The 13,639-nt window shown below is 43.3% G+C and carries 8 protein-coding genes; all 8 read right to left on the bottom strand.

The features are described 5' to 3' along the window. Positions 1 to 164: 164 nt before the first annotated feature. A complete protein-coding gene (locus Q0791_RS22300; RefSeq protein WP_299011347.1) occupies positions 165 to 1,865 on the bottom strand; it encodes an aldehyde dehydrogenase family protein in 1,701 nt (566 codons plus the stop codon). A 102-nt stretch (positions 1,866 to 1,967) separates the two neighbouring features. After that, positions 1,968 to 2,444: a hypothetical protein gene (locus Q0791_RS22295; protein WP_299011345.1), complete on the bottom strand. Its 477-nt coding sequence runs from the start codon at positions 2,442 to 2,444 to the stop codon at positions 1,968 to 1,970. A gap of 212 nt (positions 2,445 to 2,656) precedes the next feature. Then, on the bottom strand, positions 2,657 to 4,252 hold the full coding sequence (locus Q0791_RS22290) for a GMC family oxidoreductase (RefSeq protein ID WP_299011343.1): 1,596 nt from the start codon (positions 4,250 to 4,252) through the stop codon (positions 2,657 to 2,659). A gap of 50 nt (positions 4,253 to 4,302) precedes the next feature. Continuing rightward, a complete protein-coding gene (locus Q0791_RS22285; protein WP_299011342.1) occupies positions 4,303 to 5,775 on the bottom strand; it encodes an amino acid deaminase/aldolase in 1,473 nt (490 codons plus the stop codon). Then, positions 5,763 to 7,283 (bottom strand): outer membrane protein transport protein, encoded by a 1,521-nt coding sequence (locus Q0791_RS22280; RefSeq protein ID WP_299011341.1) that lies wholly within the window; start codon positions 7,281 to 7,283, stop codon positions 5,763 to 5,765. The genes Q0791_RS22285 and Q0791_RS22280 overlap by 13 nt, the downstream gene beginning before the upstream one ends. A gap of 576 nt (positions 7,284 to 7,859) precedes the next feature. Then, the gene (locus Q0791_RS22275; RefSeq protein ID WP_299011340.1) at positions 7,860 to 9,206 is read right to left on the bottom strand and encodes a TolC family protein; all 1,347 of its coding nucleotides are present in this window, start codon (positions 9,204 to 9,206) and stop codon (positions 7,860 to 7,862) included. A 348-nt stretch (positions 9,207 to 9,554) separates the two neighbouring features. Continuing rightward, the gene (locus Q0791_RS22270) at positions 9,555 to 10,931 is read right to left on the bottom strand and encodes an MFS transporter (protein ID WP_299011339.1); all 1,377 of its coding nucleotides are present in this window, start codon (positions 10,929 to 10,931) and stop codon (positions 9,555 to 9,557) included. Positions 10,932 to 10,987: 56 nt separating this feature from the next. Beyond that, complete coding sequence (locus Q0791_RS22265) at positions 10,988 to 13,591, bottom strand: efflux RND transporter permease subunit (protein WP_299011338.1); 2,604 nt, start codon at positions 13,589 to 13,591, stop codon at positions 10,988 to 10,990. Positions 13,592 to 13,639 lie beyond the last annotated feature (48 nt).

Genomic DNA, 13,639 nt, shown 5'->3' with positions numbered 1-13,639 from the left:
CGTATATAAGTTCGCATTTACTCATTTTACTGAACAAAAAGGTTGATTACTCACGGGAGTCCATATAAGAGGCATGGATGCCGAACTGGCTCTTAAACATGGAAGTTGTTATTAAAATAGCGTTGCCATTCTGTCGCTAAACAAAACCACTAACAATCCCCCCCCTATTCGCCGCGTTTTTTCTGAGAAAACGACTCAAGTTTCAAGCCCACTTTGGCAAAATCAAGCCAACGTTTAAGGCCCGAACTGTACATAGCCTCCATTAACTTATCGAAAAGCTGATACTTTTGCCGCGTATAAGGGTACCAATTCGCTTCGATGTTTTTACTTTGCTTATCAACAATAAAGGCTTTTGAATAAGTCATGCCCAGTAAGCCTTCGGCGCCTTTGACACGGCCAAAACCACTTTGCTTGGTGCCGCCAAAGGGTAAATTGGGGTTGCCTTCGGTGAGCATGACGTTATTAATGGAGACTGCGCCCACCTCTAACTGCGCCGCCACTCTTTTGGCACGAGTTAAATCTTTACTCCACACACTGGCACTCAAGCCAAATTCACTGGCGTTGCAACGCTCAATCACTTCCCGCTCATCCTCAAAAGCATGCAAGGTCATGACAGGACCAAAGGTTTCACTGTGCATCACACTCATGTGATCTGTGGCGCCTTCAATCAGAGTTAATGGATAAAATGCCTGTGCTTGCTGATTGGCTGCTGATTGGTCTAGCCCTGATTGACCTAACTCTGATTGGCTTAATCCTGATTGCTTTTGCGCAACGTCATGCTCATGGGGCACAAAAACCTTGGCCCCCAATGCGGTGGCTTCACGCACTTGCTCAGCAATGATTTGATGCTGAAAACTGGCCGTGATGGCCCCCATATCGGCATCCCCTGCATCACCATTATTTTGTATCAGGGTCGCCAACTCACTTTTTAATTTCGCCACAAAATCGGCATAAATGGATGAGTGAATATACACAGATTCCACAGAGGTACAAGATTGTCCCGCATTGGTGAGCCCACCCCACAAGCACCCCGCCACCGTACGATGAATATTGACATCATCAAAGACTAACATAGCATCTTTTCCGCCTAATTCGAGTTCCACAGGAATAAGTAAAGGCGCCGCTTGTGCAAGAATTTTTTTGCCTGTTTTGGCACTGCCTGTAAACATGACTTTGTTAGGTTTTGAAGCGATCATTCTCTGAGCCGTTTCACCGCTGCCGTAGAGGACTTGCACGCACTCATGAAACACAGGCGCAGCAGACACTAAATCTTCTATCACTCCAGTTAATGGCGTGATTTCTGATGGCTTGAGTAATACGGCATTACCTGCTGCCAACGCCGCCAAAACTGTAGTAAAGCTAATATGAAAAGGGTAATTCCAAGGCGAAATCACCGCTACAACACCTAGAGGACAATGGCTAACAAAAGATTTTTTTCCCATCAAGCTAATGGGCGTGGCCACTTTAGTATCGGCTAAGATTTTTTCGGCATGATCACAGAGCCAGTCGGCATAATCTATCACCCCCATGATCTCAGCTAGCTGCGCATCTGTGCGACATTTCCCAGTCTCATGCACTATCTTATCAATGATCTTTTCTCGCTGGGAAAACAAGCTATTGCGTATGGCTTTTATGCCCGCAAGACGCTCCTTGATGCTGCTTTTGACTAAACGTTGTTGCGCTAATCGCGCCGTGATCATGCTAGACTCCACTTGCACTTGAGTACTCTCGCACGCTTTTTCCCCTTGAGCCGCGTGCAGGTTTTGCACGGTTTGGCTTTGCGCTGCATCTCTATTGTCTTTTGATGTCTTTTCTTGGGATGTCTTTTCTTTTAATGTCTTCTCTTGGGCTACTTTGACGCTCATGACTGCTTTATTCCTTTTTTGGCACGACTTTTTTTGACACGACTGTTTGGCAAGACTTTTTGATAATACTTCTTTAAAACAGTTCTACAATAACGTTCCAGGTTAATCGGTGGCTCGAATTGACTGTTCAGCTCGCTCTGGCAGGCACGCTAACTGGTAATCCATTTGTCGATGCACATTGGGGGTTTGACTCAAGCCATTATTGAGCCCTGAGTAATACACACTAAACACCACACCTCTGAGGCCTAAGTCCAATAAGCGCCATTGGGTCTTCCACCAGGTCCGCATACTGTGCAGCCCACTCACTAATGGAGTCGGGACAATTGGCGCCGAGGACACCTTGCTGGCATAGCGCAATAAAAAACCCACCAGCCCGATAGGTAACACACTAAACAGAGATAAGACTAACACTAAATCTTCTCTGTCTTTATCAGCGGTGGCCCTTAAAACCTCGTCCACATGTTCACTACTATGGGTCGACGAAAACCTTGGCATATGGGCCGTTCCGGGTAATAACACATCGCCTAATCGCAATAAGCCTTGATAAGCTCTTGGTGTTAAATATTTTGAATAAACCATATCAAACTCTTCCTCATTTTCCCGTTAAAATAGCACTAACGCCCTATAATACTCAGCATTAGCGACTATTTTAGATTTGAATTTTTTGATAGCAGTACTTTTTTATAGCAGTACACGGTATTGTCTCAGCTAGGCTCAGAAGTTTGTTAGCCTATCTCTATTTGACAATCTTCATTTGACAATCTCTTCTAAAATCAGGCTGCATTAAGGCGTTATCCAGTGGCCGTCTCGTTATTACCCTCTTTACTCAATAAGCCTTTACTCAGTCCTTCGCTAAGTGGTGCGCCTTTCTGAACAAGAGAAGCGTCGGCCAAAAGGGACTTAGTTGGCTTATGTTGATAATACACATGGGGGCTGGCATATTGTGCTAACAAGCTTTCACTGGCTTTATGCGCCATGGCCATAATAGTCAAACTGGGGTTGATCCCTGGTGCATTAGGGAAAATAGAAGAATCTGCAATACTGAGTCTGTTATGCTTCCAGACACCAAAGTCACTATTAACCACGCTGCTTCGAGGCGTGTCTCCCATAGTACAGCCCCCCATTAAGTGCAAACCAATTGAAAAAGGAGACTTTAGCACTGATTTGGCCTTCACCGCATCAAAGACACGATCGACGGCATTGAGCCCGGCTTGAATGCGCTTAAGATCCGCTTGATTGAGCCGTTTATCGATCACAAGCTTGCCTTGATTATTCAACAAGATTTGCCCTGCAGTGGCATCTCTCACCGCCACTTCGATACAAGCCATATGACGGTATTGCTGCACAAAATCTTGATGTTCACGGCCAAAGCCAGGTTTCAGCATGCTGATGGCAATGGGGCCTGCAAACACATTTTCCAATTTAAAACCTTGTTCTCTGAAACTGGGATCATCGGACTTCACACTTTGAAAAGTGCCTTTATGAGCATCCACCACCTCATCAAACAGACCAATATTCATCCGTTGTGGGTGGCAAGTAAAGCCCTGCCCCAATGCGGGTAACGCAGGCAAAAATCCAGACTTTAACAAAAGCTCTGTGGTGCCTATGGCTCCAGCGGCTAAAATGCAATGACGAGCACGAATGTTGCGAACTTGGCCCAGTTGGTGGCCGTAAATGGACACAAAATGCTGCCCGTGGATCACTTGTGCCACATGAAAATCTGTTAACACATTTAACCCTTGAGCTCGAGCTTTTTTTAAAAAGGTGACTGGCATGCTTTGCTTTGAATCCCGTACACAGCCGCCTAAGCACTGCATACAATCATTGGCTTGCCCAGTGTCATGATTAAGCCCACATTGGGATTGTCCACGACGCAGCGGCGACCATTGCATACCACACTTATCTAACCCTTGCATAAAAAGCTTGGCATTGGTTTGATGTTCATTTGAAGTGAAATGATGTAATGCAAAATGGGATTCGACTTCGTCATAATGGCGCTCAAACTCAGTGAGTTCATGCCAACTGACATTGGACTGGGCTCGCCAATCATTTAGCGCCAAGGCATCGAACCTATCCAACAGACATTGGTTCACCACACTGCCGCCTCCAAGGACTTTTCCTCGTAAAAAGAGTAACTGGGCATCTTTTGAGGTATCCATTCCACCATTCCACATAAGCTGACTGTTTGCATGCAACTCATTGCTGGGGTAAGTCTGTTTATTCAATCCCTTACCGGCTTCTAACATCACACAACGGGCACCTGCTTTTGTCAAATAATGGGCTAATACGCTGCCCGATGGCCCAGAGCCAATAATGGCAAAGTCATAGGTCAAGTCATCAGTAAAATCATGTGTTAAATCATGCTTTAAATCATAGTCTTCTGGCATCGACTGCTCTCCAATTTATCCTTATTGGACACTGACAAAATAGAAATGCATTACAAAAAACACATTCCAGCTCCTCGATAGGTTTGAAAATGCTGCTCAATGGCCCCATTACGAATGCCATAGAGTGTGGTAAAACGCTCACACAGTTCCCCCGCTTTTCCATGCCTAAAAAACACACTGTCTCCCACAGTTAAAGGCTGTGTTTTCAAAAGATCAGGCGCAAGACATAAGGGCGTTTGTACTTCTCCTGCACCTTCATTGGGATCCAGTGACAATCCTTTGGGTAAATGGGGAATAGGCGCTCTGAAACTATCGGCTGATCCTGAGGCTAAATAGCCGCCTCCAGCACAGGTCACTCGACTTCCATTGGGCTGCCTGACCACCTCAAGGGCAAAGCCTGCCGCAGGCGCTAAAGATAAGTGATCATAGTAATCAAACAAATGAGGACAAAAAAAGCCTGAGCCTATCGTCATTTCAGTCACACTGTGATCTTGTGACGTTGAGTGAAGAGAACCCGTGCCGCCCCCATTTACAAACGCCAGTTGAGCCCCTGCTTGCGTTAATGCCGCCACCACCTCTTGTCGACGCTTAGCCACCCTTGGAATACTTACGCTTTTTAAGCCTCTTATGGCTAAATTTTTAACATACTGCCTTGGCACCCTATCCCCAAGCCCAGCTATTTGGGCCTCATAACCCATGACACCAACAAGATTTACTCCCGGTTTTTGTTTAATGTGTTGGTATAAAGACAGGGCTTTATCAACACTATTAATGGGAGAGCGATGCACGCCGAAATGCAGTCCGGGTATAGACAGAGACACATCTATGTCCATACAAACCGAAAAGCACACACCTGATCCTTGTGCTATGGCATCGAGAAGCAAAACTTGCTCAAGGGCATCCACCATTAGCACAATACGCCTATTTTTTTGTAACCACGGAATTAAGGACGAAATAGCCGCCTTTTGCATAGACGGATAAGCAACGAGCAAATCGTCCAGTCCTTGCTCGGCTAAAAACGCCGCCTCTTGAGGATGAAAACACATAACGCCTTGCAATTTCTTACTTTTAGCCAATAAATAACGCAACATGGCTACGCTGCGAATCGACTTAGAGGCGATGCGAACCGGTAAATCCTTCGCTTGCAGCATTAAAGCCGCAATGTTGGCATCAAGTTTTGTTAAATCCACATAGGCTAACGGTAAAGCCACTTCATTCAATGCATGACGATAATCGATTAAATCATTTTGCATCCCTGTTTGGCTGTCACTCGCATTGTCATTACTGCATGCAATTTGGCTTGACTCCTTTACCGTCTTGCTAGCTTGACTATCTTCAATGTTATCCTCAACCTCCTGCTTTGTATTCACACCATTATGAGGATAAGTTCCAGAATCCAAGCCGCTGATTAATGTCGGATCTCTCGCGTCCATAGTGCTTAGCGGGCGGGTTAATTCATCACCGCGCGCTAAGGAGGCGGATGCCCCCCCATGGCTTTTTTCCTCTTGCATTAAAATAGCCAATTGACCCCCAACGCTAATGAATTAATAGACGTTTCAACATTGCCAGAGACTTCGGCGCTGTCGACAATCAGCGAACCTTGAGCGATATCTCGGTTAAAGCTAAAGGTATGCTGGTAACCCAGATCAAAATATAAGGTATCACTGAATTGATAACTGGCCCCCATAGATAAAGCATAAAAATCGCCAAAAGCAAAATCTAACGAGACAGTTTCATCGGGCACTGGCGTGCTCTCATAAGCCATTCCAGTCCGTAATACCCAATGCGGTGTCAATTGATAACCCAATCCAACCGCGAGGCGATAACTGTCATCCCAATTTTGCGCCGTCGAAAACCCGCCACCATTGTCCAATTCGATATCTAAGGCTTCAAACTGGCTCCAACGAAACCAGCTGGCTGACGCTTGTAGATGCCAGTCCTCGTTTAATTGATATAGGCCACTTAAGTCCAATGTTTCAGGGGTCACTAACTCAACAGAGCCCCCTTCTACACGTGAAGTCAACATAGGTTCAACCATACCGACAATATCAGGCGCGCTGATGGTGGCATCACCCGTTAATGTATGACTGATTTTACTGCGGTAATTAAGACCAAATCGAGTATGAAAATCCCATTGATACAAGACGCCAAACGTATAGCCAAAGGCAAGATCGTCTCCTTTCATTTTCACATTACCATCATCAGTATAAGTACCTGAGCTGTCTAATCCAACACACAGATCCGCAGACATTCCCGAGGCAATCCCTAACTGGCAGATCCCTGAACTATTGACCTGATTTTGAATTTCTGCTTCGATATACTGTGAATTCACCCCTAAACCTACGCTCCATTGAGCAGAAATTCGATAAGAGGCCATCAAACCCAAATTCACACTGGTTATGTCCGATTTAAGGCTGAAATAACGTCCCACAAAATCGGTATTAAATTCTGAACCACTGGAATAAGGCACATTTAAACTGGCACCTAAGTGCCAACTGGGGGACAACTGATAACTAAAATAGACCGACGGAATAAGAAAGCTTTCATCAAGCTTAACTTGCTCTGCCCCCTGAATGGGGCTGGATAGTGTCGCTGAACTGGCATCAAAACTGACTCCGGACATAGTCACATCCGTTTGGGTATAGACGCCACTGAAATTGCCCACCAGCTGCATACCATCGAGGCGCACCATACCTGCGGGATTATAAAACACAGTACTGGCATCACTGGCATCGGCTGCACCGCTTGAAAAAGCATCGCCTAATCGTTTAGCACTTTGTTCATCAATATAATACCCTTGTGCTAAAGCCTGAAATGTCATTCCTAATGACAATATGCCCATGCCCATGCCCATTAACCCTAAGGGAGTCCCCCTAAAAGTCTGATTAACTCGTGCTGCACAGATATGCATTTTAAAGGGAAAGGCTTTATGTGTTTCCATAGGCAAAGCAGCGGATTTTTTTGTTAAAAGCGTCATTCTTAATGCCGATGCTTTAAATGACGAAGATTTAAATGGCCAGGCTAAATTCATTTGCATTTCTCCTTAGGAGGTGCATTTAAAAGCATCACCACTTTTGACTTTATTCATTTAACGGTATTAAACCGGCCTCAAAAGTATCCTAACGTCTTTTAAGGCACACTTAAATAAAATATCGACTTTGATGTTTTTAAATAAACCCTAATTATTATTGTAAGCAACACCCCATTAAAGCCGATGATTTCAAATATCAATAAACGATGAGTCTTCCATCAAAATCGGTAAAGGGATCAAGAGCATCTTGATTTTTTTTCTGTTGGGGAAATAACATATCAACAAATATTCATAAAATGCATTACCCTTTTGTACTAAAACAAAAGATATTATTTATTAATATTCATTTCGATATTAATAAACATCAAACAAAAAAAGCCCAGCACTTTTAATGCTGAGCTTACAATATTGCATCCTTTAATATTAGGCGTTCAAATATTAGTGATTTAAGTATTAGTGACTTAGATACTAGTGATTTAAATAACCTGCTTTTGCATATTAAACGCTAAAATACAGCCTTGAGCGATACAATATAGTCTTGAACGCTAACACACAGATTTATGCATGATTTAAGCGTCAATGGATATCTATGTCAGGCACGGCGCCTAATTGAGCATTAAAGCTGCCACCAATCGCCTGACGTAGCATACACATAGCTTGCATAGTGGCAAACTTAAGTTGAATTAAATGCCTTGCGGTTAACACGTGACTTCTTTGGGTCATTAATACCGTATTATAATCAATAAGGCCTTTTGAATAAGCATGAATACTGCTATTTTGTGCCGATAATGCCGCCTCAAGCTGAGTCTTATTAATGATCTCCATTTGGGAGCGGGCTTCTAATAATCTATTATAACTGGTTAAGACTTCCCTTTGCGCTTTTTCACTCAAAGATAAGAGCGCCATTCTCGCCTGAGTAAGCTTAGCCATCTCCATAGCCACAGCTGGATCGCCATTATCAAAAATAGGCAAACTAAAAGAAAACCCAGTTAAAATGGCTTCCCTATCATTAAAGTTTTTCTGAAAAGCCACATTTAAACTCACATCTGGTAAACGTTTCGTTTTAGCCAGCCCTAAACCGGCTTCAATCATATTCACTTTTTCAAGTGCTGCTGCCACGTCTAACCGATTATCTCTCGCCAATGTCAATAACGCCGCTTCATCTGTAGGAATTTTCCATTTAGGCGGAAGAAATCCCATGGCCTTCCAATCGATACTGGCATTGGGGATCCCCATAGTATTGAGCAATAAATATTTTTTTTCACGCAACTGGTGTTCGCTCTCAACAACGGCCAGCATAGCTTCTGCATTTTCAACCACAGCGCGCTGAATATTCACCATTGACAGTGCATCGTCCCGTTTCGCTTTGTGGGCTTGTGCGAGAGTTTGTTCCGTTAGCTCATGATATTCTTTATCTAATGCTAATCGTTCTTGCGCCGCTAATACCGCCGCCAATTCAATTCGCGTTCTGGCCAGTATAATCACACTTTGCTGGCCAGCCATATACACAGCCGCTTTCAGATCCGCTTCAGCCATGGCCACTTTATGAGGGTTCTTCCAAAGCCAGCTTAACATTTGCATGCCTTGAACAAACATAGGCGCCCCCACTATGCCATCGATAGCGGCACCAATACCAAATCCAATACTGGGGTTTGACGGCAAGCCTTGCTGTACATACCATGCACGCTGCTCGACAATTTTTGCCAAGGCCATACGTAAACTCGGATCTCCTTGCAGGGCAACCGATACGGCGGCATCATAGCTCAAATCAGAATGACCATTCCACGCAGGACTGGCAGCTTGTACATCTAATTGCCAAGCCTCGTTAGGATCCAGTGTGCCATTGATACGGCGTGTCTCTTGCGCCGCCATACCCAGCTCATAACTGGGATCTAAGCTCATGCAGCCCCATGTCAGTGTCATCAAGACACATACTGCCGAAGCACGCTGTAGTCGAATAAAAAGTCGAATAAAAAAACGCCTATAAATAAAGGAATAATAAAAACAAGTAATAGGGTGAAAAAAGCATCGAAAGACATCAAAGGTAAGTTTTACAAGAATCATCCATTTAAGCATGAGTATCCCTCAATAAAGTGGCCCTCATACTTCCTTAGCGCAATCTCTAAGACTAGCTTTGTTTTACCAACAATCATTTTTGTGATTAACCTGTTAGGTATAGTGTATTCTGGATTAAAACACCAGATCCACTCAATCAAACATCACCGATTTTGTTATTTCATCTAAATGCCAAGTAATGGATAATAAATCCACTTATGTAGACGCTTTCACACTGATTAAAGCTTTAAAACTGATTAACCAGACCATCAATCCTATCAATAATAGGCATAAAAAAAGTAAACTCGTATGCCAAAGCCCCTGCAATAAATTGGTTGAGAGCTTAATACATAAAGTGGATAATGCAACGCCTAACGCCCCCCCAAAAAGCCTGACCATATACACTACCCCTCCCACAATACTGACGTATTCTTTCCCCGTTAATCGAATCGCTTGAGCCATGATCACAGGATAAACTAACCCCACTCCCACCCCCACCAATACAAAAGTCCAAACCAATTGACCATAAACAGGCAAAGATGAAATATCAAGCAGTAATACATAACCCAAAATCATTGCACAGTAGCCCAAGAACACCACATATTTCGCTGAAATATATTGGCCTATTTTTCCCGTTAACGGCGACAAAAAAGTATAAGCAATAATCGTAGGTAGAAGTGCCAGCCCAGCCTCAACGGAGGTGAAATGTAATTGACTCATCAAGTAATGAGGTAACATGACCAAAACGGCGATAAAGCCCATAGAAATAAAAGACACACAAAATAGAATCACCCTAAATTGATGATTATTGATTAACAATCTTGGTATCAAAGGGGTTTTTAACATTTTAAGATCGCAATATAAATACAATAAAAAACTCACCAAAAAGACCAGAAACAAACTCATGGCCTCATCCATAGAAGCCGTATCATCACCAATTTGATATAAAGCTAAAAATAAGGAGAAAGCTGCTATCATGAGTAAAAAAATACTCCATAAATTAACCGCTTTATGTTGTTTAATAATGTTAAGTTGACCTATTTTTTTACCCATAAAGGCATAGGCAATCAAAGCCACAGGAACATTGAACCACATGATCCATGACCAATCAACATAAGCTAATATCACGCCACTTAATAATGAGCCCGATGCATTACCAAGCCCTGCCGCCCCTAACATGAGTCCCCCCAACCAACTCATATAAGCAGAAGGTAAAATATGAGCCAAACTTCCTAACAAGGCAGGCCATAAAAAAGCGCTGCCTATTCCCATGGCAATGCGACAAGCAATTAACACATCAATGGATTGAGCAAATCCCCCCAACAAAGCAAACACAGAAAAAATGCTCATGCCCACAATTAACATACGAAAAGGGCCGTAAGTGTCAGCCAAATACCCTGCAGGTATCACCCACATGGCAAACATTAACATGTAACCATTAAACACCCATTGCACGGTATTAAGATCGGCTTGAAAAATATCAGTCAAATGGGTCATTGCAATGGCAAATGCCGTAACATCAAATGCAATTAGCCAACTCACAGACAACACAGCAATCAATAACACCCAATCTATTTTACTATCTGGCATCATAACATTCCCTATAATAAGCCCAGAATACGCCAATCAATATCCAAAGCACCTTTGAGTCAATTCAGACTTGTTGCATTCGCAGAGTGTCCTTCATTGTGGCTCCCAAACCGTTTAACATTGTCATTAATAAACAAATAAGCCACAGGCACGACAAATAAAGTCAAACAGGTTCCAAGCACCATTCCCCCAATAATCACCCAACCAATTTGATTGCGCGCTACGGCTCCAGCGCCACTTGAGATCACTAACGGTAAAGCGCCAAACACCATAGCGGCCGCGGTCATGAGTACGGGTCTTAATCGCGTTGCTGCGCCCGCAATAATAGCCTGACGAAGATGCTTGCCTTCAACACGTATTTGATTGGCAAAATCCACAATTAAAATACCATTTTTACTGGTGAGTCCCACCAACATGATCAAACCCATTTTCGTGTATATATTTAAGCTCGTATCCGTTAAATACATCAAATAAAGCGCTCCCACAACGGCAAGGGGCACACTCAACATCACAATGAGAGGATCGACAAAACTATTAAAGTGCATCACAAGCAAAATGTATATCAAGATCAATGCAAAACTAAAGGCCATAGACAACTGAGAACCAGAACGTAAAAAATCTCTAGCTTGTGAAGTAAAATCATACCCGTAGTGATTGGGCAAAGAGTGAGCGGCGTAATCTTCTAAAAAAGCAACTGCCTGGCCTAAAGTATAATCAGCTCCAATACTGGCAGTGATCGTCGCTGAACGCATTTGATTAAATTGCGCTAAGGTTTGTGGTACCACTGTTTGTGTCACACTCACCAAATTGTCTAACCCTATCATGTCGCCACTATCACTGCGGACATAGACAGTTTTCAGATCATCCCCCCCCATTCTAAAAGCTCTTGGGACTTGAGGGATCACTTGATAACTATAGCCCTTTCGCTCAAAAAAAGTGGACACAGGTTTTCCCAAAAAGGTATTCAATGTGTCATTGATCGATGCCACACTCACACCTAACTCGGCTGCCTTATCTCGGTTTATATTTAGCTGTAATAACGGGTTATCGAATCTAAACGTCGTACTTTGACTCATAATGCCTGGGTAATTATCAAGTATGTTCATTAACTTATCCACTTGGTAACTTAATTCCTCGTAAGAACCTGAAGTGGTGAGTACAAAGCTTAATGGCTGTTGATCGCCACCTGGCACGGTATTGAGTTTAAATGAAAAAGCTTCAAAACCGCCGAGTTCCGATACCTGACGTTGAACTTGATCCAAAATCTCATCTTCTTTAGACAGGAATTCAGGTTTCAGCAAAATAAAGCTCATGCTATTCGTCGCCCCACCAAAGGCAGGTATGCCATTAAACATACCCCAAGCCTTTCCCTCTGGAATCGACTGATAAATATGGGCTAAAGGTTGGCTGTAATGCGCTATGTACTCATAATTGGCATTATCTGGCCCTAAACCTAAAGTGTTTATTGCTCCCGTATTTTCTAACTGCATTAAATCAGTGGGTAATTTGTTATAGAGCACTCCCCCCCCTATCATTAATCCAACAAAAATCAGCCCAACAAATCCCGGCATGGTTAATAATTGCCTTAATAAACGGCGGTATTGCACTCGAATAATATGGAAACAGTGCTCTGAATAATGGGTAAAGCGGCTCTCTTGCATTCGCTGTTGTAACAATTTACTGCACATGGACGGTGATACAAATAATGCCAATAAACCAGAAATCACCACAACAAAGGATAATGTTAAGGCAAATTCAGTGAATAATGCGCTGGTGTAACCGGGAACAAAGGCAATAGGAATAAACACAATGGCGATGCATAGCGTAATGGTGATAATGGCCATACGCAGCTCACTGACACTTTTCAACGCTGCATCAAATGGCCCCATTCCTTGCATGATATGGCGATGAGTATTTTCTACCAGAATAATCGCATCATCCACTACCAGCCCTATAGCCAGCACCCAAGCTAATAGTGTTAAGGAATTTAAACTATAACCCATGGCATACATGCCCATTGCCGCGCCCAAAATAGAAAAAGGCACAGTCACTAAAGGGATCGCAATCGCTCGAATCGACCCCATAAAGAGACAAATAATAATAAACACACAAATTATGGCCTCAATAAAGGCGCGATACACTTCGTCTACCACAGCTTGGCTAAATGCGGTCACATTCCAATTTAACTCAATATTTAAGCCTTCTGGTGCCTTTGCTTGCAGCAGAGGTAACAACTCAATAACCTTGTTGGCTGTGGTTATCGCATTAGTATGATCAGAGCTTGATACCGCCATAATAACAGCAGGATCTCCCTTATAAATAGCACCTTGAGTGTAATCTACCGCTCCAAATTCACTGTAACCAATATCTTTTATTCGAACAAAGTGCCCATTCACATGGCGGATCACGATATTATCAAAGGCTTCCTGAGAACTGATATTGGTACTCGCACTGAGCTCCAAAGTGATCCAAGCACTGTCCATGCTACCCGCCGTCGAACGTAAATTATAATCTTCCAGAGCGGCTATCACATCCGCGGCCTCGACTCCCTTAGCCGCCATTTTATGAGGCTCTAACCACACTCTCATGGCATATTGCCTTGCTCCTAATAATGTCACTTCGTACACACCCGGAACTGATGAATCCCCAGTTTTTTTACTCACAGGTGATTCCCAGGAAGTTGATTTTATTTGGGAACTTTCATGGCATTG

This window comes from uncultured Shewanella sp. (assembly GCF_947495455.1).
In the GTDB taxonomy this organism is placed as follows: domain Bacteria; phylum Pseudomonadota; class Gammaproteobacteria; order Enterobacterales; family Shewanellaceae; genus Shewanella.
This window is presented reverse-complemented; position numbering and strand designations above follow the sequence as displayed.